Genomic DNA, 26,861 nt, shown 5'->3' on the forward strand with positions numbered 1-26,861 from the left:
TTTTTCAGCCTTGTGCTGGGTAGCAAACCTTAGGAGTAGATAAAACATGGCCGATCCAAATCTGAGATTCCTGGTAGTAGACGACTTCTCTACCATGCGTCGTATCGTGCGTAACCTGCTGAAAGAGCTGGGCTTCAACAACGTTGAAGAAGCGGAAGACGGCGTTGATGCGCTGAACAAACTGCGTGCTGGCGGTTTTGACTTCGTGGTATCCGACTGGAACATGCCAAACATGGACGGTCTGGATCTGCTCAAAACCATCCGTGCTGATGGCGCGCTGGCTAAATTGCCGGTGCTGATGGTGACGGCAGAAGCGAAGAAAGAAAACATCGTTGCCGCCGCGCAGGCCGGTGCCAGTGGTTATGTCGTGAAACCATTTACCGCCGCCACGCTGGAAGAAAAGCTGGGCAAAATATTCGAAAAACTGGGCATGTAGGAGCACACCTATGGCAGAGATACCAATGCCTGCAAATGATGCAGCAACCGCGGGCGATATCATCGCCCGCATTGGGCAACTGACCCGTATGTTGCGTGACAGTATGCGTGAACTTGGCCTGGATCAGGCCATTGCTCAGGCAGCTGAAGCGATCCCGGATGCACGCGATCGTCTCGATTATGTGGTCACCATGACAGCGCAGGCCGCCGAGCGCGCCCTGAACTGTGTGGAAGCCGCGCAACCTCGTCAGAACAAACTTGAATCTGCCGCGAAGAAACTTGATAAGCGCTGGGATGAATGGTTTGAGAATCCGATTGAATTATCGGATGCACGCGAGCTGGTGACAGACACCCGCAGCTACCTGAAAGAGATCCCTGAGCACACCAGCTTTACCAATGCTCAGCTGATGGAAATCATGATGGCGCAGGACTTCCAGGATCTGACCGGCCAGGTGATCAAACGCATGATGACCGTGGTTCAGGAAATTGAAAATCAGCTGTTGATGGTGCTGATGGAAAATATTCCAGAACAACAGGTTAAGCAGAAACGCGAAACTGACAGCCTGCTGAACGGCCCGCAACTCGACGCGAATGGTGTCGGCGTGGTGGCCTCGCAAGAACAGGTTGATGATCTGCTGGATTCATTAGGTTTCTGATGAAGAACGTGTTGTGCCCATCCGTTTTCTGTGACAGGGAGCGGATGGGATGTTGGCTTCATTTCCTCGTTTTTCCTCCCTGTGTCCGCGCAAACCCTTTGCATAACGTTTCCCTCAAATTATTTTTAAAATTTTTTGCCGTCTCAGGATCCTTTATTCTTAATATTTTCTGAGAAATATCCTGCATCATAAATCAGGCAGATCTGGCATCGGGCACGGCTGAATTTATCCGGTGCGCTTTATCTTAATTTTATATCAGAAAACTCCTGTGACCTGTGTAACCGAACGGTTGAGTTTGCTCGCTTCATGTCATTTCAGGTGTATTGCCCAATTAAAAAACCGCCGCTACAATGCGCCGCATCCGATAATGAAATCCTGAATGTTTATATTCAAGGGGATTATTTCGGAGTGCAGGGGGACATGTTTTTATCATGTTTTCTCTGTGCGGGGAGTCACTGGAAACAGGTCAGTGAATAATATCTCCAGACTATTGTTATATTAATTCTAACTAAATAAGGATATCACAGATGAAAAAGATCAACATGAATGAAGCAAGCGCAATTGTTGGCGGTACCACGACTTGCGTAAACAGCTTTGAATTAAACCTGGTGGGTGATGCAACTGTTTGTAACGCAGTGAAAACCTGTACTGACAAAAATGGCGTTGTGACTAAAACCTTCACCGCTGCAGCAATCATCAACTGCGGTAACGTAGGCTGAGAAACATCCGTTTCTTATTAAATCAGAATAAATAGTTTTACTGTTTTTCTGACAGGGCGTTGTATTTCATATACAACGCCCGCCTGATATTTCCCCGGTGAGCGTCGCGTATTATTATTTCAGGATGAAAAGCCTCCCATGAAAAAAAGAATTCTGCCCATTCTGGCGTATACCGTTTTTGTCGCGGTTATTTCAGCGCTGATTACGACAGCCTGGATCCATTACCTTGTGCGCAACCAAACCAGCGATGACGGACAACAGGTACTGACATCGCTGTCGGCGGATAAATTAGCCAAAAGTCCGATTACGGATGGTGAAGATATTATTGAAATCTTCTCATACGGTTGTCATTACTGTGCATTAAACGAAAAGAATGTTGAGGCGCTGGAAAAACGTATGCCAGCGGGTAAGAAACTGGTTCGCCTGCATTTCAGCCTGGATAATCAGGGCGGACTGGCGCGCTTTGCACCGGTATTTGCCACATTGCAGGTGATGGGCATTGAAGAAGCCCACCGTGAGAGCGCCTATGACGCGGTCATGAAAAATCACATCGATTTGGGTGATCCTGCAAAACGAGATGCGTGGCTGGCAGAGAATAAGATTGATGTAGACGAATACCATAAAGTCAGTCAGTCGGCAGAAGTCAAAGACCTGCTCGATTATATGACACGCGTTTCACAGTATTACGACATTAATGCTACGCCGACCTTTATTGTGGGCAAAAAATGGGTAGCGATTCAGGATCGTGATTTTCCGTCATTCTCTGACAAATTACTCTCTATTTTGAAGAATGATCAGGCGCCGGAGAAATAATGAAATTCGTTGCCCTGTGGTGCGCGCTGTTTTGGAAAAACCTCACCGTCAGATGTCAGTGGTTTTTGTATAAACTCCGGCTTACTGGCTACAGGGCGCATTGTTTATTATTCCGGCACATGCATTATCGCGTTATTTTTGCTTTGTCCCACGTCAGCCGCTTTTTAGGGCTGACAGGCCGCGATGTGAAATTACGGGCGGCGGTCGCGCAGTCTAACCGTCAGTGTCTGATGAATGACAATAAGAAATTTGATTATATCTGGCTGACCCAGCGGCGGCAGCTGCTGATTCAGGCGGTGACCTACGGACAGAATCGCCGTGCATTACGTGAGCTGGCCGACTGTTCGGCCCGGCTCAATGCGGTGGTCGAGCCGCTGCAACGCGCCGGTCAGCCGGTGATCCTCGCGCCATTACACATGGTGTCGGACGTACTCAGTACCATGGTCGGTGCCGCGGCGTTTCCGGGTAAAGCAACGGTCATTACCTCGCGCAGCGCGGATGCGCATTCCGCAGCGGAACGGCAACTGGGTGGCGTCGATCTGACCTATTGTTCGATACATGAAGATAATAAAAATATTGCCGGGAATCTGATGACGTCGGTCATGGAGGCCGCCGATAACCAGCGGAATATTATTTTATTCCCGGATATCACACCTGATTTCACGCAGTTCGCCAGTAAAGACAAAGCAGAAAAATTATCCTGCCGGATATTTGGTCGTCCCGCCAGTTTACACAGCGGTATTATCCGGCTGGCACGAATGATGTCTGCGAAGGTGATTTTTTATCATCTTTATTATGACAAGGGGCTGAATATCGTTATTCATGACCCGGTCAGTGCAAAAGAATTAAAAGAAAAAATGCCGCGTATTATTGAACAAAGTATTCGTGAACACTCAACCGACTGGATGCTGTGGCATTCACATTCGTTATTTTTTATTAATGAGTGAAAACCCATCCGCAACAGCGCAGCGATATTACTGAAAAGAACAGGGCGTTTTAAGGTATCGATTATGGATAATATTATTCCTAAGCTGGTTTATCAGGCAGAAACGAACGAATGCGCGCTGGCCTGTGTTTCTATGCTGGCGGAAACTCAGGGCATCAGCGCGCCGCTGGACGTGTTACGCGAACGTTTCCCGACATCGTCCCACGGCACCGCGCTGTCGACCCTGTGCGACATCTTATCTGAGCTGGCGATCCCGGCGTATCCGGTGGCGTTTGATTTCGATGAGCTGGCAGAACTGCCTTTACCCGCCATTTTGCACTACGGTGCCAGTCACTATGTCCTGCTGGCCTATCGTCAGGGGAGCTATGTCTGCGTGATGAATCCGGCGATTGGCGAACAGCTTCTGCCGGTTGCCGCGCTCAGATCTGAAATCAGTGGTTACGCGGTGGTGCTCGATCAGGAGGCGCCGCGCACTGCGCAACCGGCAGAAAAACAACCGCGCACGCGTCGTTTCCGCGCACTCGAATGCATGAGCCTGAAACAAACGGCAGCGATCCCCGGCATTTACAAGCTGATGTTGCTGGCATTTCTGGTGTCACTGACCTTGTTCATCATGCCGGTGATGGTCAGCTCGGCAATCAACAACGTTTTCTCTTCCGGCGGCAAAACCGAATTCCCGTATTTCTATTACCTGCTGGCCTTCGTGGTCTCGACGCTGCTGGCATTTATTGTGCGCAGCGTAACCGAGCGGTTTATCAAACGTTTTGTCGTGATGCAAAGCGTCAGCGGTTTTGCCCGGTTGCTGAGCAACACGCTTTCTTTCTTTGAGAAACGCAGCCCCGGTGAAATCTACAGCCGTTTCTCCAACTGGCAGATGGCAGCGGCGCAAAAAATTGAGCTGGACAACGGCCTGCGCGTGGACTGGGTCGTCGGCGTGATTGCGCTGGCGGTGATGTGCTATATCAGCCCGCTGCTGGCCGGCATTTCCGCCATCGGCGTCACGCTGATGGGGCTGGTCAGTGTCTGGGCGATTTTCCGCGACCGCTATTACACCCAGCAGGTTCAGGTAAAGAGTGCGGAACAAAGCGACTTCCTGCTGGAAACTATTCAGGGTTTCGCCACGCTCAAATCCGCCGGACTGAACAGCCAGCGTCAGGCGGCATTCGCCGGATATGCACTGTCGCTGTTTGACTGCCGCCAGAAACAGAAAGTGTACGAGCAGGTGAAAAGTAGCCTGTATCAGCTGATTGGCAGCCTCGAGATGGTGTTCTTTATGCTGCTGGCGCTGCCGTTGCTGAAAGATAACCGGATTTCACTGGGTGAATTCTTTGCCTACAGCTTTGTGCGTCAGATTTTTACCGCTTACATCACGCAGATTTTCTTCTCTGTGCTGCAAAAGAATCAGCTGCACGTGATTGATACCCGTGCCGCCGATCTGTTCCCGCCGGTCAGGGAAGAGGCCGCCGGTGACTTACTGCCGCCTGTCCGTTTCAGCCAGGAGCTCAGCTACCGGGAACTTCAGTTTGCTTACGATCCCGGTAAACCGGTGCTGGATCACGTGTCGGTGACGGTGCGTCATGGCGAAACGCTGGCGATTGTCGGTGAGTCGGGCGCGGGGAAAAGTACGCTGCTGAAAGTCATTACCGGACTTATCGAACCTCAGGGCGGAGAAATCCTGGCCGACGGACAGCCGGTCAGCAGCCGTCAGGCACAGAAGCTGTTTTTCCTGCAAAGTCAGGAGGACATCCTGTTCAATACCAGCGTTCTGCAAAACATCACGCTGTTTGATCGTGAACACGACGCGCAGAAGCAGTTGCGTATCGATAAGTCGCTGCGCGGGCTGAACCTGACGGAGGTGATCGACCGTCTGCCAGGCAAACAAAACGCGCTGATCCGCGAAAGCCATCCCGCGCTGTCGCTGGGGCAACGTCAGCGTCTGATGCTGGCGCGTGCGATGTACAGCGATTGTCCGGTGATGGTGCTGGATGAGCCGACGGCCAATCTCGATGAAGAGACGGCGCAGCAGGTGATGCAAGCCCTGATCAGCCATTGCCGTGAATACGGAAAAACCCTGATCACCGTAACGCACAGCGAAACCGCGCTGGCCTTGTTTGACCGGGTCTGTGTGATGAGAAATGGCCGCGTAGCCGCGACAACGGGCGCTGTGATTTCCGCTATCACCCCGCAAGGAGAACCGGTGTGAGTTTCTCAATCAGACACATCGCCGCCGGACACCGCAAGGCATTTTATACGCTGATCCTTGTGGTGTTGATCCTGCTGGTCGCTGCTGCGTACGGCGTACACAGCATGATGTCCGGCACCGCCGCGCCGCTGGTCTCACAGGCCATCGGTCGCGGGGATATCGAAAAAACCGTACTGGCGACCGGTATCCTCAAACCTTCCGCGCAGGTCAACGTCGGTGCGCAGGTCAACGGTCAGTTGAAAAAACTGTATGTCCGTGCGGGCGACCGGGTCACCAAAGGCCAGTTACTGGCCGAAATCGACCCGACGCTGCAACAGAGCGAACTGCGTAAATCCGAGGCGGAACTCGACAGTGCCGTGGCGCAAAAACAGGCGTCGCTGTATACGCTGACGCAATATCAGCTGGAGCTGAAACGTCAGTTACAGATGGATCGCGACGGATCAGGCACCAAAAGTAATCTCGAGCAGGCGCAGGCTAAAGTCGATACCCAGAAAGCGCAGATCAAAGTCAATGAAGCGCAGATTGTGCAGGCGCAGATGGCGCTGGAAACGGCGAAAGCCAATCTGGGCTATACGCGGATCCTGGCACCGGTGGACGGGCAGGTGCTCGGCATCGTCACCAAAGAAGGGCAAACCGTGGTCTCCTCGCAGACTGCGCCAACCATTCTGGTGCTGGCCAACGTCGATACCATGACGGTGCAGACCCGTATTTCAGAAACCGATATCCTGAAAGTGCATCCTGGTCAGCCGCTGTGGTTTTACGTGGTCGCCGATCCCAAACATCGTTATCAGAGCGTCATGGGCACCTTGCAGGACGCGCCAAACGACGCTTTACAGGATGAAAGCACCAGCAGCCAGACTCAGCAACCTTCTGCCGTCTATTACAACGGCGTGTTCAGCGTGCCGAATCCCGATCATCTGCTGCGCACCTCAATGACCGCGCAGGTATTTATCATCACCGAACAGGCTAAAAATGTGCTGCGTCTGCCGGTGATGGCACTGGGTCAGCCACTGGGCGATGACCGGTATCAGGTGCAGGTGGTGAACGGCGACAAGACCGAACAACGGGTGATCCGTGCGGGCATTAATGACCGTCAGTTTGTCGAAGTGAAAGACGGGCTGCGCGAAGGAGAGCACGTGGTGATGATGCAAAATGAGGCAGAGACGGCAAATGGCTAATTCTCCGGTCATCGAACTTTCGCATATCTCCCGCCGTTTTGGTGAGGGCAACGCTGCCGTCACCGTGCTCAAAGATATTTCCCTGCGCGTCAATGCCGGGGAAATGCTGGCGATTATTGGCGCGTCCGGTTCGGGTAAATCGACGCTGATGAACATTCTAGGTTGTCTGGATAAGCCGTCGGAAGGCGAAATGCGCATTATGGATGTGCCTGCGCATGTGGCGACCAGCGAACAGCTGGCGCAATTGCGCAGCCAGTATCTGGGCTTTATTTTTCAGCGCTATCACCTGATGCCGTATCTCACGGCCCTCGAAAACGTCACCATTCCGGCGCTGTATACCGACATGCCCGCGGCTGAGCGTCAGGCACGGGCGGAACATTTACTCAACCGGTTAGGGCTTGGCAACCGCATGAATTACCGGCCCGCGCAGCTTTCCGGCGGGCAACAGCAACGTGTCAGTATTGCGCGGGCACTGATGAACGGTGCGCCGGTGATCCTGGCCGATGAGCCGACCGGCGCGCTGGACAGCACCAGCGGTCAGGAGCTGATGGCGATTTTGCATGGCCTGCATCAGGCCGGGCATACGCTGATTATCGTCACCCACGACCGCAGTATCGCCGAACAGTGTCAGCGTATTGTCGAAATCCACGACGGCGAGATTGTCGCAGACCGCATCAATCCGGTGATGCAGCAGGGCAAATCTCAGGGATTACCGGCCATTGCCGCTACCGGACGCACGCCGCTCTGGCAGAGTCTGAAAGAAGCGGTGCGCATGGCGTGGCGTTCCCTGCTCGGACACCGGATCCGCGCCTTTCTTTCCATGCTCGGCATCATTATCGGCATCTCTTCGGTGGTGTCCTCGATGGCGGTGGGCGAGGGCGCACGGCAGAGCATTCTCAGCCAGATAAGCCAGCTTGGTACCAGCACCATCGAAATTCAGCCCGGTCTGGGCTGGGATAAACCGCGTCCTGATTTTGAACGTTCCCTGACGCTGGAAGACGTGGATTTGCTCGGCAGACAGCCGTACATCGACAGCCTGTCGCCGGTAGTGAGCAAAACTGTGATGGCAATCCGCGGCGGTAAGCAGGTGCTGGTGTCGTTGTCGGGCGTCAGTAACGGATTCTTTCGCGTACAGGGGCTTAACTTTATTGCCGGAAACCGTTTTACCCCGCGCGATCTCGACGACCGCGAGCCGGTAGTGATTATCGACCCAAATGTGCGCAGTACGCTGTTTCCCGGACAGGATCCGCTGGGTGAAATTATCCAGCTTTCCGGCGTGCCTTACCGGGTGATCGGCGTGGCGGATAAAAAAGGGCCGAAGTATATCGGCGAGCAGCTCGGCGCGTGGATCCCTTACACCTCCTTACTGGAGCGCATGTCGGGGGATACGCCGCTGCAATCCATCACCCTGCGCATTGCCGACGGTTATCCGACGGATGTCGCCCAGCGTAACGTTGAGCAACTGCTGGATTCGGCGCATGGCAAACGCGATTTCTTCACCATGACCAACGACCAGCTGACGAAAACCATCCGTAAAACGTCGGAATCCATGACGCTGCTGATCACCGCGATTGCCGGGATTTCGCTGCTGGTGGGCGGTGTGGGCGTGATGAACATCATGCTGGTGTCGGTGACGGAAAGAACGCACGAGATCGGCATTCGTCTGTCGGTTGGCGCACGTCCGGCGGACATCATGCGTCAGTTCCTGATTGAGGCGGTGGTGATTTGTACCCTAGGCGGTCTGATCGGCATTGTCGGATCCGGCGTGGCAGGGCTGATTTTTTCTCAGGTTACGCAGGAATTCACCATGATTTTCACCTGGCCGCCGATCCTTTTAGCCTGCGGTTTCTCGGCGCTTATCGGGCTCGGCTTCGGCTTTTTCCCGGCACGCAACGCCGCGCGTTTGCATCCGACAGAGGCGCTGGCACGCGAATGAACAAACTGAATTTACTCTCAATGGCGGTGATGACGTTACTGATGACCGGCTGTGGTCAGGCGCTGAAAAGCGAATACCAGCGGCCGATGCTCTCAGTTCCGCAAACCTGGCGCGTGCAGGATACCGGCGAAGGCGTGGCGAAATTTTCCCCGCACTGGTGGGATAACTTTGATGACCCGCAGCTGTCACGGCTGATTGTTTCCGCGTTGCAAAGCAATAACGATCTGGCGCTGGCGGGCATAAAACTGCGGCAGGCGCTGCTGACGGCGGGGATCTCAGATCTGAATCTGACCCCTGATTTTTCCGCCAGTGCATCGGCCAGCAACACCAAAAATATGCGCCGCGAGACCACGCCGGTCGAAAGTTACGCAAACTCACTGTCGGCCTCTTATGAGCTGGATCTGTGGGGGAAACTGGCGCGCACCCGCGAGCAGTCCGAGTGGCTGGCAAAAGCCTCGCAGCAGGATTTGCAGGCCACGGCGCTGACGCTCATCGGCACTACCTCACAGCTTTACTGGCAGATTGCCAGCCTGAATCAGCAGATCAGTAATTTGCAGCAAAGTCTGGCGATTGCCCGTGAAACCCTGGCGATGGTGACGTCACGCTGGAAAGCCGGTGATCTCGGTCAGCTGGATTATTTGCAGGCACAGCAAACGGTGCTGAGCCGCGAAAACAATCTGCGCGATTTGTATCAACAGCGCGATGAAAACCGAAATGCACTGGCGATTTTACTCAGCCGCCCGCCGGGGCAATACCCTGCGGAGCGTCAGTCGCTGGATATTCATCAGAGCGTGCCGGTGGCGCAGCGTTTACCGCTTGAAGTGATCGCCAGAAGGCCGGACGTGCAGTCGGCTGAGCTGAATCTGCGTGCGGCGCTGGCCGGTTCGGACGTCGCACGGCTGAGCTTTTATCCGTCGCTGACGCTGAATGCGTCGCTGAATGCCGGGGCTTCTGTGTTTCAGCAATGGTTCAGCAATCCGGCCAGAACGCTCGGCTCTGCGCTCGACCTGCCGTTTATCGAATGGAACAAAGTGCGGCTGACCGTTGAACAATCCGGTCTGGATGTGCAAACCGCGGCGATTCAGTTCCGCAGCGCGTCGTACAGCGCGTTGCAGGATATCGACAATGCCATGTCGCAGCGGCTTACCTATCAGCAGGAAAAACAGCGGCAGCTGCAAGATCTGGCATTAAGTCAGCAGCGGCTGGCACTGGTGGAAAGCCAGTATCGCCACGGTTCGGTGGTGTATCAGACGCTGCTCGACGCGCAGAACACCTTGCTCGACAGCCAGAACACGCTGGTCACCACGCAATATAACTATCTGTATTCCACGATGAAACTCTGGCTGGCGCTGGGTGGCGGGGAAGACAACACATTGAGTCAACAAGGATAAAGCATGCAAAAGGATGTTTTACAGACGGCAGACACGCCGCGTCGGGTGGTCGTGACCGGTTACGGTGCGGTGACCCCGCTGGGAATGAACTCCGCCGAAAGCTGGGCCGCGATCATGGATTACACCCCCGGCTACCGCTACTGCGACAAATCAGCTGCCGGGATTAAATCGCGTTTTTACGGCCTGATTGATCATGAACCTTCGTTCAAAGGCGTGCCCGCGGCGATCCGTCGCCGCCTGCCGCGTTATGCCCGGCTGACACTGGCATCCGCGCGGGAAGCCATGCAGATGGCGTTTGGCGATGACAAGCCGGAGCAACATTACGATTTGCGCGACTGCGGCGTCATTATTGGCACCGGCTGGGCGGGGCAGGATGAAACCCAGCTGCATTACGAAGACTATCTGCGTACCGGTATGGGATCTCCTTTTGGCTGCTTTTTCTCCATGCCGAATTCCGCCACGGCGGCTGTGAGTCTGCTGTGGGGGTTGCGTGGCTATCAGAACACGCCGGTCGCGGCCTGTGCGACCGGAACCATCGCGGTCGGCGATGCGTTCGAACTGATCCGCAATGGCCGGGCCAGCATGATGCTGGCGGGCGCGGGGGAATCACTGCGCTCTGATTCGGCAGTATGGAATATTGACGTGCTGGGCGCGCTGGCCAGTGAACAGGAAGAAATCACCCGCGCCTGTTGCCCGTTCAGCCTGCATCGCAACGGTTTTGTGCTCAGCGAGGGTGCGGCGGTGCTGTGTCTGGAAGAGCGGGAATCTGCCCTTGCGCGCGGCGCAAACATTCTCGGTGAGATCCTGGGTTACGGCAATTTCTCCGATGCCTTTGATTTTACCGCACCCGCTGAAGACAAAATTGCGCGGGTGCAAACCATCCGCCATGCGCTGGCGCAGGCCGGTATTGCTGCCAGCGATCTGGATTATATCAATGCGCACGGCACCTCTACACAGCTCAACGATCTCAACGAAACCGAAGCGATCAAGATTGCGCTGGGCGAAACGGCGGCTTACGCCACGCCATGCTCCAGTACCAAATCCTATACCGGACATCTGATCGCGGCAGCAGGGAGTTTTGAATCCATCGTCTGTCTGCAGGCGCTTGAGCATCAGATCATGCCCGCAACCTGCCATCTTGATGCGCCCGATCCGGCGTGCGATCTGGATTACGTCCCCAACGTGCATCGTCCGGCGGTACTGAATACCACGCTGAACCTGAGTTTCGGCTTCGGCGGGGCGAACGCGGCGCTGGTGATCGGAAGGGGGAAATAATGCTGGCGGCTGACACTCTGCGTTACAGCCTGTCGGATGCCGAACGCTGGGCGGCATTTTCCGGTGATTACAATCCGATCCATTTTGACGCGGCAGAGGCGCAGCGTCTTGGTCTGACCGGATTATGCGTTCACGGAATGCGCGCGATGCTGGATATGAAATCGGCGCTGAGTACCTCGCGTGAAAAGCACGGGTTTACGGCAGACGGGCTGATGTTCACCAGCCGTCTGCGCGAACCGGTGTTGTGCGACACGCTGTATCAGCTGCCGGTGCGCGAAACGCTGCGTGATGATGGTGTGCAGCTGAGCGCCAGTTTGCGTCGTGTGCAGACACAGCAGGCCAGCATCAGCAGCAAACTGACTGCGACGGACGCGCTGGTGTTACCGCCGGTCACGCAGATGAATACGCTGGGCGCGCAGGAAATGGCAACGCTGCATACACAGTTTCTGGCTGTCGGCAGCCCGGTGGTTCCGGCGTGGAGCTTTCTCGACGCGGTGCTGTTTCGCCAGCTGGTGAACGCTCCGCAGACGCTTGAAACCGTGCACAATCTTTTACCGTCGGTTCAGGCGACCAGCCTGGGTGACGTGTTTACCCGGGTACAGGTGGTGCAGACGCATCATGAAACGCATTTTTCCCCGCAATTACTGACCCAGACAGAGCAGGGACAGTATTTCGGCGCGATACATTACGCCATCCGGCCGACGCTGATCATGGGCGACAAACAGCGCGGACTGGTGCTGCTGGCAGGCATTCAGGCATGGCAGGACGGTGAACCGCTGATGTCCGTCGCAGTCACGCTTAAAACCGGACCGCTGACTGAATGACACACTGATTTTTCATAAAAAACAAAGACAACTGACTCACTTAAAGGAATAAAACATGGCGAATTATGATGAGGTTTACAGCAAGGTTTGCGAGATGCTGTGTGACGCGAAGGATCTGGAACAGGAAGATCTCACCCCGGACATGCCGTTATATCAGCTCAAACTCGACAGCCTGGATTACGTTGAACTGATGGTGCTGGCGAAGAAAGAGTTTGGCGTCACCATCGAAGCTGATTTGTTCGTCGATAACGTGAACATTACGGTGCGTGAGCTGTGCCAGTATCTCAGCGAAAAAGCCACTAAGCCATGAAAGAAGTCATGGAAAATCAATGGATTTTAATCACCGGTGGCAGCCGGGGGATCGGACGCGCCGCCGTGCAGCGTCTGGCGAAAGAATGGAATGTGGTGTTTACCTGGTGTCAGGGCGAAAGCGCCGCCCGTGAGGTGGAACTGGCCTGTGCGGGATTGCCCGGCCGGGTCGAAAGTCATCAGTGCGACGGGCGTGATGAGCAGGCAGTTATGCGTCTGGCCACTGACCTGCTGGCACGCTACGGCGCGCCGCGTGCAGTGGTGCATAATGCGGGTATCACCCTTGATGCACTGCATATTCACCAGAACGCGGATAACTGGCGCAAAGTCATGGACACCAACTTAAACGCCATCTTCTACTGGAACAGGCAGTTACTTGAACCGATGATGATGCAGGGCGGTGGTTCGGTGGTAATGATGTCGTCGGTGACGGGCATAAAGGGTAACAGTGGCCAGAGCGCTTATGCGGCGAGTAAGGCAGCGATGATCGGCCTGGCGCGGACGTTATCGGTAGAGCTGGGGCGCTTTAACGTTCGGGTTAACTGCCTGCTGCCCGGTTATATCGACACCGAAATTCTCGCTGATATGCCTAAAGATAAGCTGGTGGCGCTGCGTAAAACCATTCCGATGAAACGTTTCGGAAAGGTGGACGAAGTGGCAGGCGCGGTGGCGTGGCTGGTCAGTGAAGACAGCACGTACATGACCGGACAAAGTCTCATTCTGGACGGTGGTCTTTCCGCCTGATCCCCCGTTATCTTCAGCCTGGCCAAAACAGGACGCATTGCGTCCTGTTTTTTTTGCTTTTATGCAACCTCAGGTTGTTCCTGCTTTACTTATCCCCGCCGTAGCCGGTAAAAAAATGACTTGTGGTTGCCAGATCACCGAATATTTGGCACAACTTTCGGATGTTCAGCTATACCCCTGAAATAAAATCCTCTCCCGCTTTGAAAATGTGTAAAAAGCCTCAGAAATTTCCTTGTAAAAAATTCCTGCCACAGGCAGGATAAAACGCCTCCGTAGCCCCCGAATTGAGAGGGGATTAAAGAGTTAATGCGAAAATACGCCATGCTGATTGCCACGTCCGCGACAGGTTAAATATAATTCACAATAGTTTAAAAACCGTGAATTATTTTAAATTGCGCCTCCGTTATGGCGAATATGATATAAACTTAATTGTCAGTGGTGATAATCATAAAGCTTTGGTTTTTATTTTCTTTTATTTGATGGCGTTTGGTTTAGGACGTATATTGAAAATGAGTGAATTGACTTTATACGCATCACTTTAAGGAGGGCTTAAAACACACAGGGATATTAAAAACCCCTGTTATTAAACGATGAATTAATGAACCGCTGTGCAGCAGGCGATCACTAATTCCATTTACGGAAAAGTGTTGAATGATGAGTGCCACTGAAATCAATACTTATCCGGGACACCATGAACATGAAGAGGCACTATGAAAAATCGTAAATACCTGACTCCGTCTGAGGTTGAGAAACTGCTTGAGGCTACGTTGCGCGGGAGGCACGCAGAACGGGATTATTGCCTGATCTGGATGTGTTTTATCCACGGTTGCCGGGTCAGTGAAATCAGCAGCTGGCGGCTCTCGGATATCGACATGGAAGGCAATAATATCTACATCCACCGGTTAAAAAATGGCTTCTCTACCGTTCATCCTCTCTATATGCGGGAAAGGAAATCGTTAATGCTGTGGATGAATAAAAGAAAGCAATACCGTGGTGCGGATTCCGACTGGTTGTTTCTTTCTAATCGCGGTTCAAAATTATCACGACAGCGCATTTACTGGTTAATTAGAAATTATAGTCAGGCCGCTAATCTGACTATTAACGCCCATCCGCATATGTTAAGACACGGCTGTGGCTTTGCGCTGGCAGACAGAGGGATTGATACCCGCTTAATTCAGGATTATTTAGGTCATCGTAATATTCAGAACACGGTTTTATATACGGCGAGCAACGCCAAAAGATTTAAAGAAGTCTGGTAGTTAACCTGTAATTAATTGTTTCAATGGAGTCATTTTGAACTAAATTGGAGCATACTCTAATCAGCCGGTAAATTTCTGTCAATACTGAGTGCACCCCTCCGCAGAAGTTTATTAAAACTATATAAAATTCAATTACTTACAAGTTAATTTGTTATTTCAGCACACCGGAAGTCTCTCGGTTTTTTCTTATATCCTCTTCGCTTGATTTCTCACGCCATACTCACTCAGCCTGTCAATGCTTTAGTTTAATCTCATAGAATCCTCATTTAAAAGAATTATATTCTGCACTGAATTCTCTATTTAGCATAATAAACCAAAGGAGTCACTTTAGTTCAAAATGAATCGTTTGGGTTTCGGGGTTAAACCCGTCCGGCGGCTTATTAAGTGGGGTGGAACCTCATGAACTAAATAAAGGAATGACAGATGGTTTTGTCAAAACTAATTCGGACACCGGGAAAGGTGTTTCGATGTGCATTATGTTAATAGGAAAAATTTCGTGAAAAAGAATCTTCTTGCTGTTGCCCTGATCGCCTCTTCTGTATTCGCTTCTTCTGCTTTTGCAGCAGATGGCGCCGTTAACTTCACTGGCACTATCACAGATGCGGCTTGTACGATCGATACTGCTTCTCAAAACCAGGATGTCTTCCTGGGCAATATCGCCCGTACCGCGTTCCCTGTTGCGGGTTCACTGGCCGCTGCCAAAAAATTCACTTTAGTTCTGACCGACTGCCCTGACACCGTGACCGGTGCGACCGTGCGTTTCGACGGTACTCAGGTTTCTGGTGACAACACCGTGCTGGCGCTGACTGCCGGTGACAGCACTGCTTCAGGCGTAGGTATTCAGATTTCTGACAACCAGAACAAAGTGGTTCCGTTGTACGAAGACTCCTCTGTTTATCCGCTGGTCAGCACCGGTCCTAACAACCTGGACTTCAGCGCCCGTTATATCTCCCTGACTGACTCAGTCACTGTGGGTGATGCAAACGGCGTGACTCAGTTCACCGTGGTTTATCAATAAGCCTTTTGATTCGCTTCAGTTGAATTAAGTCAGACCAGGGGAGTGCATGCCCCTGGTCTATTTGAATGGTTAAGACAGGCAGGGACACCATGAAAACATGGCGCGCTACAGCGGTGGCAGCATTATTAATGACCTTCGGCATGGCCGCACAGGCGGGTGTCGTGGTCGGCGGCACGCGTCTCATCTATGACGGCGGCAAGAAAGAATCCTCCATCAATATCAGTAACCCCGATAAAACGCCTTATCTGATCCAGTCCTGGGTGGATGGCGCTGAAAACGGCAAAACAGCACCGGCTGACAAAGCGCCGTTCATCGTGACGCCACCTTTATTCCGCCTTGACGGTAATCAGCAAAACATTCTGCGCGTAGTGCGTGCGGGCGGTGATTTGCCTGAGACCAAAGAGTCGCTGTACTGGCTGAATATCAAATCGATTCCTTCTGCCGAGAAGCGGGAAAACACCCTGCAGATTGCCGTGAAAACGCGCATCAAGCTGATTTTTCGCCCGTCAGGTGTGAAAAGTACGCTGGAAGAGTCCGCAAAAACGCTGACATGGAAACGCACCGGTAACCGCATTCAGGTGACCAATCCGTCGGCGCATTACATCACTTTCTTCAACGTGAAAATCAATGGCAGCGCGATGAAGAACGTCACCATGGTCGCACCGCAGTCTGATGCCAGTTTTGACTTACCGGCTGGTGTCACCGGCGGATCACTGAGCTGGCAATTCATCAACGATTACGGCGGCACCAGCAAACCTTTTATTGCCAGTCTCTGACCTGAATTAATGACCAGCAGAAGTCTGTCACGGCGGTAAACAAGGAAGGCGAGGGAGTAGCGCCAGAAATTCTGGCTGCGTTGCAACATGGAATTAACACAATGAAGAACAGTACGAAAAGTCATAATTCGACCGGCTTTACGCGTTCCCGGCTTGCCTGGCTGGTGTCGTGCCAGATAGCAATGTTAATGGGCGGAACGCATCTGGCCAGCGCAGCGGAATATTTCAACCCGGCCTTACTGGAAATCGATAATCCGGCACAGGGAAATGCGGATCTGTCGATTTTCGAAGAGGGGGATTTACAGCCGCCAGGCACTTATCGTGTTGATATTTATCTGAATGGGTCAGAGGTCGATACCCGCGACGTAAAATTTACCCTGACGACGGATGCAGCCGGTAAGCAAAGCCTGCAGCCCTGTCTGAGCGGCGAACTGCTGCGGGATATGGGCGTGAAGATTGGCATGTTCCCCGGCATCCAGGCGACAGACGAGTGTGCCAATTTCACCGGCGCGATAGCGCAATCCTCTGCTGCTTTCCGCTTCGATCAGCAACGGCTGGATCTGAGCATTCCCCAGGCGGCGCTGAATTCGCAGGCACGCGGTTACGTGTCTCCCGATAAATGGGATCCGGGCATTCCTGCGTTGCTGATGAACTACAGCTTCAGCGGCGCGAACACTGAAGCGCGGGAAAACGACACGCGTAACAGCAATACCTATTACCTGAATCTGCGTTCCGGGGCGAATCTGGGTGTCTGGCGTTTGCGTAACTATTCCACCTGGAACCGCGACAGCAAAGGCACTGACCACTGGGATTCCATCAACACCTATTTGCAACGTGATATCCAGACGCTGCGGAGTCAGCTGACGTTAGGCGACAGTAACTCGCCGACCGAAGTGTTCGATACGGTGCCGTTTCGCGGTTTACAGCTGGCCTCCGACGACGACATGTTGCCGGACAGCATGAAAGGCTATTCGCCGGTGGTGCGTGGCATTGCCAACAGTAATGCGCAGGTGACCATCCGCCAGAACGGATATGTCATCTACCAGAGTTACGTGCCTGCCGGGCCTTTTGCCATTTCAGATCTCTATCCGACAGCGGGCAGCGGCGACCTGAATGTGACGATTAAAGAAGCCGATGGCAGTGAGCGAAACATGGTGGTGCCTTTCGCGTCGGTGCCAGTGCTTCAGCGCGAAGGACATCTGAAATACAGCTTCACCAGCGGTCAGTACCGCTCGTATAACGATAACGTCGAAAAGACGCCATTCACTCAGGGCACCGCGATTTATGGTTTATCGCACGGTGCGACGGTGTATGGCGGCTTGCAGGCGGCCAGCAAATACCAGTCGGTGGCGATGGGGCTGGGTCAAAACCTCGGCAGCATCGGTGCGCTTTCCGCTGATGTGACGCAGGCCTGGACCAAACAGGAAGACGCGCCAAAAGACAGCGGTCAGTCTTACCGTCTGCGTTACGGCAAAAGCTTTGTTGAGTCAGGCACCAACTTCAGCCTGGCCAGCTACCGCTATTCCACTGCCGGTTTTTACACCTTGCAGGAAGCGCTGGAAAGCTACTCCGGCGGCAGCGGATATTACAGCGATCACAAGAAAAGCCGCGCTGAACTGACCCTGAGCCAGAACTTGTGGGAAAAGGGCGGTGCGCTTTCGCTGAGTCTGGTGAAAGAAGAATACTGGAATAACAACCGGTCAACTCAGTCGGGCAGCGTGGGTTACAACAACACCTGGGAAGGCATTTCCTGGGGGGTTAACTACACCTATAACCGCAATGGTACGGACAGCAACGGCAACCGGACCTATTACACCGATCAGATTGTGGCCGTCAACATCAGCGTGCCGTTGAGCAAATGGCTGCCGGGCAGTTACGCCACCTATAACCTCAACAGCAGTAAAAACGGTAACACTTCGCATAACGTCGGGTTGAGCGGCACGGCACTGCGTGACGACAATTTGAATTACAACATCAGTCAGGGTTACACCACGCAGGGGCAGGGTGCGAACGGCTATGCCAGCGCCGACTATAAAGGCGGATACGGCGAAGTGAATGCCGGTTACGGCTACGACCGCAGCCAGCGCCGTATGGATTACGGTCTGCAGGGCGGCATTTTACTGCACGAAAATGGCGTCACCTTCTCGCAACCGCTGAGTGAAACGGTGGTGCTGGTGAAAGCGCCGGGCGCCGACGATGTCAGCATCGCCAGCAATACCGGGGTTAAAACCGACTGGCGCGGCTACGCGGTGGTGCCTTACGCCACGGCGTACCGCCGTAACCAGATTTCCCTTGATACCTCAACCTTGCCGGACAACGTCGATATGACACTGACCAGCACCACGGTGATCCCGACGCGTGGCGCGGTGGTGCGTGCAGACTTTGATCCGAACGTCGGCCAGCGCGTGCTGATGACACTGACCCGCGCCAACGGCGAGCCGGTGCCATTTGGTGCCACCGCAGGCGTGAACAACGGGGACAAGGAGAACAGCAGCATTGTCGGGGACGGCGGGCAGGTTTATCTGTCAGGCATGTCCGACAGCGGCACGCTGACAGTGAAATGGGGTAATTCAGCGGCGCAGTCCTGTCAGGTGAACTATCGCCTGCCTGAACAACCGGCCACGTCGGGTATTCAACTTATTAACGGAGACTGCCGGTAAGGCGGAACATGGACATGACCGATCGTATGAATCAATTATCAACAGACGTGACTTCACCACGCCAGCCAATCCTCCGCCACGTGTCCGCGGGTAAGAAGGGCGCATTGTTCGGCCTGATGCTGGCCGGTGGCATGTTGAGCGCCAATGCGCAGGCAGGTGACTGCGCCCCGACGGACGGGACAAAATCCTATACGTTCAACATGAGTTATTTGTTAACCGACCCGACCCAAAACACGGCCGGGAAGATCGTCACCAACGCCTATCAGTGGAACCTCAGCGGTAACTACAATGTGACCTGTTCCTGCACCGGCAGCTACGTCGGGGGTTACGTGACCGCAAAAGTACCGGATACCGGGCTGGCGTACACCGACGGTAACCTGAATTATTACAGTATTAACGAGTTTCTGGCCGTGGCCAGTCAGGTTTATATCGCCGGGGGATTTGGCGATTATAAATCGACGCCGTTCACCAGTGTCAGCAACCAGAATACCGCCACCAGCTGCGCCCGATATCCTTATGCCACCGGCGCACGCGGCACCATTTCACTCTACTTCCGCCGGCCTTTTGTCGGTGTTCAAACCATTCCGCTGACCAAAGTCGTGGATGTGTATATCGCTTCTGATGCGACGACGCAGTCGGCCGTTCCTGTCTCTACCGTCTGGATGAGCGGCACAGTGACGGTGCCACAGTCGTGCGTTATCAATGGCGGTGGCGTGATCACGGTACCGTTTGGCGACATCTTGTCGGGCGATATCGCCACCAAAGGCCAGATGGCGAAAAACTTCTCGCCGAAAAACGTCAATTTCAACGTGGCCTGCACCAATATTTCTGAAGGCGTCAATGTCAGCCTCTCTTTCCAGGGAACGCCGGATGCCAACGATCCGACCGCACTCTCGACGACTAACGCCGATGTGGGCGTCAGGATCCAGGACAGCGCGGGCGCCACCGTGGCACCGCTCAGCGGCCGCTTACCGCTGACGATGGATTACGCCTCTCAGGTGGGCACGTCGCAGATTAATTTATTTCCGATTAACACCAGTGGTAAAGAGCCGGGCACCGGTGATTTCACCGCCACCGCGACTATCCGCGCAGAAATACAGTAATTCCGGGACGTGACCGGTAAGGGAATATCACCATGATGAAAGGCTTAACGGCATTTGTAATCACTAAGGGAAAAGCACCAGCGCTGTTTCTGGCGCTTGGGCTGGGGCTGACGGTCAGCACGCTGTGGCAACCCGCCAGCGCGGACACCATGCTGAATATCACCGGCAATATTAAAGCGTCGCCGTGCACGATCAGCTTGCCTTCCGGCGGAATGAATGTGGATCTGGGGCAGAAGATTCTGGCCTCGTCGATGGCAGAGGCCGGCTCATCATCAGACTGGAAACCTTTCTCGATTGCGCTGACGGCGTGTCCGGCCTCGACCTCCGAAGCCACCATGACCGTGAACGGGACACCGGATGAGACTGAGAGCGACATGTACGCCAACACCGGCAGCGCCACGCAGGTGCAAATTCAGCTGCAAACCAGCGACGGTACGGCACTGGGAAACGCGGCGCAGAAAGTTCAGAACATTGACACCGCCACCCGCAGTACCACGTTCGATATGCGTGCCCGTGCGTACAGCGCGCAGGGGAAGGTGACGCCGGGGACGATTGTCGGCAGCGTGCAAGTCACGTTTACCTACCAGTAAGCCGAACGCTCAGCAACTGAGGAAAATAAGGATTTTGTACCGGATTATGTCCCTGTCGGGAATGTGACTGAAAAAACAAGGAAGCTATGATGAACAGTGTCGAAAACCTCACGCCGGGTCATGTTACCCCTGACGCTTTCCGCCCAAATTTACCGGCGGAAGGCGTACTGATTATGGATGCTTGTCCCGTTACTGCTCTGGGCATGAAGCGTGTACTGACCGGTTCCTGCGGCATCACAAAATCCGTCAATTATGTACAACGCCTTGCGGGAATTCCGGCAGCCATTGCCCGCTCACTGCCGGCACTGCTTATCATGGACATCTGCGGCGAAAAGGAATCGGTGCTTGATGGCCTGCGGTTGCTGGCTCATCTGCAAGATTCACATCCGGAGATGAAAATCATCATCTGTACTGATTTCAGCGATCACCGCGTGCTGGAACTGCTGGCGTCCTCTCCGGCCAACGGTGTGTTACTTAAACACGAGCCGGAGCTGGCCCTGGTGCAATGTGTTTTTGACGTGATGGCCGGCGGGGAACAGTGGCTGAGCCCGAAAGCAAAGAGGCTGGTGACGACCACCGCGATGAAAAACCCGGCACTCACCGCCCGTGAACTGGAGGTGCTGACCTGTCTTTTCTCGGGCATGAGCGTTTCGAGCGTCGCACAGACGCTGCATCGCGATATCCGCACGGTGAGCACGCATAAGCGTAATGCGATGATGAAACTGGGTTTTCACAATGACAGTGAACTCTTTGCCCAGGGCACATGGATGGCGAAGATTGGACCGGCTGCCAGCCATTAATCCCGGTGGCAAAAGGGCATCCGCAAATGGAACGGTGCCGGGAAATGACGCCCGGCAGCAAGGAGCAAGAGAGTTATGCATCATACTCATACATCGACCCGCGCCGTGGCGCTGATGGACAGTCAGCCGCTGACGCTCTCCGGACTGTCATCACTGATTAAGTCCATTGATAGCGGCTGCGATATCCGCGTGAAAGAGACATGTCTGGAGAAAATATCAGAGGCCCTGATGTATCAGTCCGTGGATATTCTGGTGACGGATCTGCAAAGCGCGCAGGAAAACCTGCACCAGGGGCTGGATATTCTGCTAAATCTCAGTGAGCAATTTCCCCGTTTGAATATGGTGGTCTATACGCTTTGCCATAACGGCAACGAACTGCGAAAGCTGGTAAACCAGCGCAATATCAGTCTGATTGCACGCGGTGAATCGCTAAGCGACACAGAGGATTATTTCAGACAGGCATTTGCCCGAAAGCGCGTTTTAAGCCCGCGGATCTGTTGCGACCTGGTGCGTCTGACTGAGCAAAACATTCAGGTTTCCGCACGGATCACGCGAAGCGAAACTGAGGTGTTGCGACATCTTTATAACGGCATGGACCTGCGTGAAATTGCGCAAGCTAAGCAGCTGAGCATCAAAACCATCAGTGCGCACAAATGCAATGCGATGCGTAAGCTGGGAGTGAAAACCGATTCCGAGCTGTTCCTGATGTTGAAAAACATGTGCTAAAAAACAGGTCTTAAAAAATGTCTTCAAAAAGGTGATGAACAGGCCGTGAAGGGGAGAGGCCGACGGGCGGGAGGAAATGCCCCTTCATAATTAAAGCGGGCATTTCCGTTTGGGGCGCAGATCAATACGGCTAAATATTGATGGCCCTGAACCGCTCTGCATTACTTGCCGTATAAATAACGGTATTTTGAATATTTCTGTGGCCGAGATAATCCTGAATCAGCCGGGTGTCACATCCTTTATCTGCCAGCGCAAACCCGCAGGCATGGCGGAGCATATGAGGATGAACATTGACATTGATACCGGCTTGTTTTCCATAGTTGCGTATTAAACGGTAGATCTGCTGGCGGGAGATCTGACCACCGTGTCGTGAGAGAAATAACCACTCAGTGTCTGAATCAAGATATTGCGAACGGACTTTCAGCCAGTCTTTAATTGCCTTTACCTCGCGGATTTGTAACGGGTGATGAACCGAAAAACCATTTTTCAGCCGGGATATGTGAATTATATTCGTTGCCAGCTCAATGTCGTTTACCCGTAACTTTGTTAATTCACTGACGCGAAGGCCATGAATGAAACACATTAATAACATGCATTTATCTCTGACTGCGTTCTTTCCGACCGCAGTTGCGGCGACCAGTTTCTCAATTTCCAAATGAGTGAGATATTTTCTCCCTGCCATTGTCCTAATCCTTTGAGCAATTCTTTTATTTTACAGGTTGTTGTGCTTCATACGCGATGGTGAGCTATTTAAGCATTAGATTATACATTCAGCAAATGAATTATTCAGACTATGTATTATTCGCCGGCTTATGTAATTAAATTTCGGGATTTAGATCCCAAAAATATAATGTAATAAGGAAATCATTATGCATGAAATTAGTTTTTCTGCCTGCGTTGTTTAATTTAAAAGTTATTTAAACAGGCCCCATAATTAATTGTTTTGTTTATCAATCTTAGAGGATCCCAGGATTATTCCTATTAGGCGTGCCCCGTCTGACTGGCGGGTAAATCATAAGCGTCCGGCGCGATGATATTTTCGTGATTGTCACAAAATAGCCAAATGTAAATTTTACCGGCGACGACTCAGCACCCTACGCTATTTTCACTTTCCTGAACCAGGCACGCCGTCCCGTTTGATTTAGGGAAAAGACCTCAAAACCTCCCTTTGTTCTCCCCATCAAACCTGCTGATGTTTGTCATGCTAAGCCTGAAATTGTGCCTGTCGCGTTTTTATGCGCCGGGTAAATGCTGACAGGAACCGCCGGTGGCTGAAGAAAGCGATCTCGAAAAAAGTGAGGCCCCCACCGCACACAGGCTTGAAAAAGCACGTGAAGAAGGGCAAATCCCGCGCTCGCGCGAACTGACTTCCGTTCTGATGCTCGGCGGCGGTTTAACGTTGCTGTGGATGTCCGGTGAATCGATGGCTCGCCAGCTTGGCGTGATGATTTCTCAGGGGCTGAAATTCGATCACGGCATGGTCAGCGATGACCGTCAGGTTTTGCAGCAGATGGCGACGTTGCTAGGACGTGCGGTCTGGGCGTTACTGCCGGTGATCGGCGGTCTGATTTTGATCGCCCTTGCTGCGCCGTTACTGCTCGGCGGCCTGATGTTCAGCGGTAAATCCTTTGAATTCAAATTCAGCCGGATGGATCCGATTGCCGGTTTTAAACGTTTATTCTCCGGACAGGTGCTGGCCGAGCTGCTGAAAGCCATTCTCAAAGCGTTACTGGTAGGCACCGTCGCCGGATTGTATTTGTGGCATAAATGGCCGGACATGATGCGCCTGCTGGCGCAACCGACCATCCCGGCGCTCGGTGAAGCACTGAACATGGTGGTGTTCTGCGGGCTGATGGTGGTACTCGGACTGACGCCGATGGTCGGATTCGACGTGTTCTGGCAAATCTGGAGCAACCTGAAAAAACTGCGCATGAGTAAGCAGGATATCCGCGACGAACATAAAAGTCAGGAAGGCGACCCGCACGTGAAAGGGCGTATCCGTCAGCAGCAACGTGCCATGGCAAAACGCCGCATGATGGCCGATGTGCCGAAAGCTGACGTGATTGTCACCAACCCGACGCACTACGCCGTGGCGTTGCAGTACAGCGAAAACAAAATGAGTGCGCCGAAGGTTCTGGCGAAAGGTGCAGGTGAAGTGGCGCTGCGCATTAAAGAACTCGGTGCCGAACACAAAATCCCGATGCTGGAAGCGCCGCCTCTGGCACGTGCGCTTTACCGGCATAGTGACATTGGTCAGCAGATCCCGGCGGCATTATATGCGGCTGTGGCGGAAGTGCTGGCCTGGGTTTATCAGCTCAAACGCTGGAAGCGTGAAGGTGGTCTGATCCCGAAAAAACCTCAACATTTGCCAGTGCCTGACGGCCTGGATTTTGCAGCAGGAGAGAGTGATACCCATGGCTAATCTGGCCGCGATACTGCGTTTACCCGCCAACTTTAAGTCCGGACAATGGCAGGTGCTGGCAGGCCCCATTCTTATCCTGATCATCCTGTCGATGATGGTGCTGCCGTTGCCACCGTTCATCCTCGACTTGCTGTTTACCTTCAACATTGCACTTTCCATCATGGTGCTGCTGGTGGCGATGTTCACCCAGCGTACGCTGGACTTCGCCGCGTTCCCGACCATTCTGCTGTTTTCCACCTTATTACGTCTGTCGCTGAACGTGGCCTCGACGCGTGTGATCTTAATGGAAGGTCACACCGGCGGCGCGGCAGCAGGACGGGTCATCGAAGCCTTCGGCCACTTCTTAGTCGGCGGTAACTTCGCTATCGGTATTGTGGTGTTTATCATCCTTGTGCTGATTAACTTCATGGTTATCACCAAAGGTGCCGGACGTATCGCCGAAGTGGGTGCGCGTTTCGTGCTCGACGGGATGCCGGGTAAACAGATGGCAATCGACGCGGATCTTAACGCCGGTCTGATTGGTGAAGACGAAGCGAAAAAACGCCGCAGCGACGTGACGCAGGAAGCGGACTTCTACGGTTCGATGGACGGTGCGAGTAAATTCGTGCGCGGTGACGCCGTTGCCGGTCTGATGATCATGATCATTAACGTGGTCGGCGGCCTGCTGGTCGGTGTGCTGCAACACGGAATGGATCTCGGTCATGCGGCGGAAAGCTACACCCTGCTGACCATCGGTGACGGTCTGGTCGCGCAGATCCCTGCGCTGGTTATCTCCACTGCTGCCGGTGTTATCGTCACCCGCGTCGGTACCAACGAAGACGTCGGCGAGCAGATGGTCACCCAGCTGTTCCGCAACCCGCGCGTAATGATGCTGAGCGCCGGTGTTCTGGGCTTGCTCGGTATGGTGCCGGGAATGCCAAACCTGGTGTTTCTGATGTTCACTGCCGGTCTGTTAGCACTGGCGTGGTGGACGCGCGGACAGGAACAGAAAAAACCTCAGGCGAAAGAGGCGGTTCCGGCGGCGGCTGAAAGCGGCAAACAGATGGTGGAAGCCAGCTGGCAGGACGTCCAGCTTGAGGATCCGCTGGGGATGGAAGTCGGTTACCGCCTCATCCCGATGGTGGATTTTGCGCAGAACGGCGAGCTGCTGGGACGTATCCGCAGTATCCGTAAGAAATTCGCGCAGGAAATGGGCTATCTGCCGCCGGTCATTCATATCCGCGACAACCTCGAACTGCCGCCTGCGGGCTATCGCATTCTGATGAAAGGCGTGGAAATTGGCACCGGCACCGCACATCCGGGGCGCTGGATGGCAATTAACCCGGGCAGCGCGATTGGCGAACTGCCGGGCGAACCGACGGTGGATCCGGCATTCGGGCTGGCGGCGGTGTGGATTGAACCCGCCATGCGTGAACAGGCACAAATTCAGGGCTTCACCGTGGTGGAAGCCAGTACCGTAGTCGCGACGCACCTCAATCACCTGATCAGCCTGCACGCTAAAGAACTGTTTGGCCGTCAGGAAACGCAGGAACTGATGGAGCGCGTCACCAAAGAAATGCCGAAGCTGACGGAAGATTTCATTCCGGGCGTCATTTCCCTGACCAACATGCATAAAGTGTTGCAGAATCTGCTCTCCGAGCGGGTCTCTATCCGCGACATGCGTACCATCGTTGAAACGCTGGCGGAGTACGCGCCGAATCAGCCGGATCCGAACGAACTGACGTCCGTGGTCCGTGTTGCGCTGGGACGAGCCATCACTCAGCAATGGTTCCCTGGTAATGGCGAAGTGCAGGTCATTGGCCTCGATACCTCGCTGGAACGCCTGCTGTTACAGGCATTGCAAAGCGGGGGTGGCCTCGAGCCGGGGCTGGCAGAACGGTTGCTGACCCAATCCGAAGCCGCGTTACAGCGTCAGGATATGCTCGGCGCACCGCCGGTTCTGCTGGTCAATCATGCGCTGCGTCCGCTGTTGTCGCGCTTCCTGCGCCGTTCGCTGCCAAATATCGTGGTGATGTCGAATCTGGAAATGACCGACAGCCGTCAGATCCGTATGACTGCCACCATCGGCGGGGAATAAT

24 protein-coding genes are annotated in these 26,861 nt (G+C 53.7%); 23 read left to right on the top strand and 1 reads right to left on the bottom strand.

Annotated features, from left to right (window positions below):
- Positions 1 to 46 precede the first annotated feature (46 nt).
- From cheY to CKQ54_RS13085, 21 genes are all read left to right on the top strand, one after another.
- Positions 47 to 436 (top strand): chemotaxis response regulator CheY, encoded by a 390-nt coding sequence (cheY, locus tag CKQ54_RS12985; protein WP_104922338.1) that lies wholly within the window; start codon positions 47 to 49, stop codon positions 434 to 436.
- Between the two features lie 10 nt (positions 437 to 446).
- On the top strand, positions 447 to 1,091 hold the full coding sequence (gene cheZ / locus CKQ54_RS12990; RefSeq protein ID WP_112291593.1) for a protein phosphatase CheZ: 645 nt from the start codon (positions 447 to 449) through the stop codon (positions 1,089 to 1,091).
- A gap of 527 nt (positions 1,092 to 1,618) precedes the next feature.
- On the top strand, positions 1,619 to 1,810 hold the full coding sequence (locus CKQ54_RS12995; RefSeq protein ID WP_095922324.1) for a DUF4762 family protein: 192 nt from the start codon (positions 1,619 to 1,621) through the stop codon (positions 1,808 to 1,810).
- A gap of 138 nt (positions 1,811 to 1,948) precedes the next feature.
- Positions 1,949 to 2,623, top strand: a complete 675-nt coding sequence (locus tag CKQ54_RS13000) for a DsbA family protein (RefSeq protein WP_120162736.1) — start codon at positions 1,949 to 1,951, stop codon at positions 2,621 to 2,623.
- Complete coding sequence (locus CKQ54_RS13005; protein WP_120162737.1) at positions 2,623 to 3,570, top strand: lysophospholipid acyltransferase family protein; 948 nt, start codon at positions 2,623 to 2,625, stop codon at positions 3,568 to 3,570. Before CKQ54_RS13000 ends, CKQ54_RS13005 begins: the two co-directional genes overlap by 1 nt.
- 63 nt (positions 3,571 to 3,633) lie before the next feature.
- Positions 3,634 to 5,772 (top strand): peptidase domain-containing ABC transporter, encoded by a 2,139-nt coding sequence (locus tag CKQ54_RS13010; protein WP_120162738.1) that lies wholly within the window; start codon positions 3,634 to 3,636, stop codon positions 5,770 to 5,772.
- 8 nt (positions 5,773 to 5,780) lie between these two features.
- A complete protein-coding gene (locus CKQ54_RS13015) occupies positions 5,781 to 6,950 on the top strand; it encodes an efflux RND transporter periplasmic adaptor subunit (protein ID WP_474088924.1) in 1,170 nt (389 codons plus the stop codon).
- The gene (locus CKQ54_RS13020; RefSeq protein ID WP_120162739.1) at positions 6,943 to 8,886 is read left to right on the top strand and encodes a MacB family efflux pump subunit; all 1,944 of its coding nucleotides are present in this window, start codon (positions 6,943 to 6,945) and stop codon (positions 8,884 to 8,886) included. The genes CKQ54_RS13015 and CKQ54_RS13020 overlap by 8 nt, the downstream gene beginning before the upstream one ends.
- Positions 8,883 to 10,277, top strand: coding sequence for an efflux transporter outer membrane subunit (locus CKQ54_RS13025; protein ID WP_120162740.1), 1,395 nt, complete (start codon positions 8,883 to 8,885; stop codon positions 10,275 to 10,277). The genes CKQ54_RS13020 and CKQ54_RS13025 overlap by 4 nt, the downstream gene beginning before the upstream one ends.
- A gap of 3 nt (positions 10,278 to 10,280) precedes the next feature.
- Positions 10,281 to 11,552 carry a beta-ketoacyl-[acyl-carrier-protein] synthase family protein gene (locus CKQ54_RS13030; RefSeq protein WP_120162741.1) on the top strand — a complete coding sequence of 424 codons (1,272 nt, stop codon included), beginning with the start codon at positions 10,281 to 10,283 and terminating at the stop codon, positions 11,550 to 11,552.
- On the top strand, positions 11,552 to 12,376 hold the full coding sequence (locus CKQ54_RS13035; protein WP_120162742.1) for a MaoC/PaaZ C-terminal domain-containing protein: 825 nt from the start codon (positions 11,552 to 11,554) through the stop codon (positions 12,374 to 12,376). The genes CKQ54_RS13030 and CKQ54_RS13035 overlap by 1 nt, the downstream gene beginning before the upstream one ends.
- 55 nt (positions 12,377 to 12,431) lie before the next feature.
- On the top strand, positions 12,432 to 12,686 hold the full coding sequence (locus CKQ54_RS13040) for an acyl carrier protein (protein WP_112287865.1): 255 nt from the start codon (positions 12,432 to 12,434) through the stop codon (positions 12,684 to 12,686).
- An 8-nt stretch (positions 12,687 to 12,694) separates the two neighbouring features.
- Positions 12,695 to 13,429 carry an SDR family NAD(P)-dependent oxidoreductase gene (locus CKQ54_RS13045; RefSeq protein ID WP_120162758.1) on the top strand — a complete coding sequence of 245 codons (735 nt, stop codon included), beginning with the start codon at positions 12,695 to 12,697 and terminating at the stop codon, positions 13,427 to 13,429.
- 710 nt (positions 13,430 to 14,139) lie between these two features.
- The gene (locus tag CKQ54_RS13050) at positions 14,140 to 14,688 is read left to right on the top strand and encodes a tyrosine-type DNA invertase (protein WP_095922315.1); all 549 of its coding nucleotides are present in this window, start codon (positions 14,140 to 14,142) and stop codon (positions 14,686 to 14,688) included.
- A 496-nt stretch (positions 14,689 to 15,184) separates the two neighbouring features.
- Positions 15,185 to 15,706, top strand: coding sequence for a fimbrial protein (locus CKQ54_RS13055; protein ID WP_120162743.1), 522 nt, complete (start codon positions 15,185 to 15,187; stop codon positions 15,704 to 15,706).
- 89 nt (positions 15,707 to 15,795) lie between these two features.
- Positions 15,796 to 16,482 (top strand): fimbrial biogenesis chaperone, encoded by a 687-nt coding sequence (locus CKQ54_RS13060; protein ID WP_120162744.1) that lies wholly within the window; start codon positions 15,796 to 15,798, stop codon positions 16,480 to 16,482.
- Positions 16,483 to 16,583: 101 nt separating this feature from the next.
- The gene (locus CKQ54_RS13065; protein ID WP_120162745.1) at positions 16,584 to 19,142 is read left to right on the top strand and encodes a fimbria/pilus outer membrane usher protein; all 2,559 of its coding nucleotides are present in this window, start codon (positions 16,584 to 16,586) and stop codon (positions 19,140 to 19,142) included.
- A 14-nt stretch (positions 19,143 to 19,156) separates the two neighbouring features.
- On the top strand, positions 19,157 to 20,245 hold the full coding sequence (locus CKQ54_RS13070; protein ID WP_167459635.1) for a fimbrial protein: 1,089 nt from the start codon (positions 19,157 to 19,159) through the stop codon (positions 20,243 to 20,245).
- A gap of 32 nt (positions 20,246 to 20,277) precedes the next feature.
- The gene (locus CKQ54_RS13075) at positions 20,278 to 20,835 is read left to right on the top strand and encodes a fimbrial protein (RefSeq protein ID WP_120162747.1); all 558 of its coding nucleotides are present in this window, start codon (positions 20,278 to 20,280) and stop codon (positions 20,833 to 20,835) included.
- Positions 20,836 to 20,921: 86 nt separating this feature from the next.
- Positions 20,922 to 21,635 (top strand): response regulator transcription factor, encoded by a 714-nt coding sequence (locus tag CKQ54_RS13080; protein ID WP_232829840.1) that lies wholly within the window; start codon positions 20,922 to 20,924, stop codon positions 21,633 to 21,635.
- Between the two features lie 75 nt (positions 21,636 to 21,710).
- On the top strand, positions 21,711 to 22,361 hold the full coding sequence (locus CKQ54_RS13085; protein WP_112287873.1) for a helix-turn-helix transcriptional regulator: 651 nt from the start codon (positions 21,711 to 21,713) through the stop codon (positions 22,359 to 22,361).
- 130 nt (positions 22,362 to 22,491) lie between these two features.
- On the opposite strand, the gene CKQ54_RS13090 is transcribed toward CKQ54_RS13085, so the two are convergent.
- On the bottom strand, positions 22,492 to 23,043 hold the full coding sequence (locus tag CKQ54_RS13090) for a tyrosine-type DNA invertase (RefSeq protein WP_112287875.1): 552 nt from the start codon (positions 23,041 to 23,043) through the stop codon (positions 22,492 to 22,494).
- Positions 23,044 to 23,628: 585 nt separating this feature from the next.
- Between CKQ54_RS13090 and flhB the strand changes: the two genes are divergently transcribed.
- Both flhB and flhA read left to right on the top strand, forming a co-directional pair.
- Positions 23,629 to 24,783 carry a flagellar biosynthesis protein FlhB gene (gene flhB / locus CKQ54_RS13095; RefSeq protein ID WP_120162748.1) on the top strand — a complete coding sequence of 385 codons (1,155 nt, stop codon included), beginning with the start codon at positions 23,629 to 23,631 and terminating at the stop codon, positions 24,781 to 24,783.
- Positions 24,776 to 26,860 (top strand): flagellar biosynthesis protein FlhA, encoded by a 2,085-nt coding sequence (gene flhA / locus CKQ54_RS13100; protein WP_112287876.1) that lies wholly within the window; start codon positions 24,776 to 24,778, stop codon positions 26,858 to 26,860. The genes flhB and flhA overlap by 8 nt, the downstream gene beginning before the upstream one ends.
- Position 26,861: the final 1 nt, after the last annotated feature.

The sequence above is a fragment of the Rahnella variigena genome (genome assembly GCF_003610915.1).
Taxonomy (GTDB): Bacteria; Pseudomonadota; Gammaproteobacteria; order Enterobacterales; family Enterobacteriaceae; genus Rahnella; species Rahnella variigena.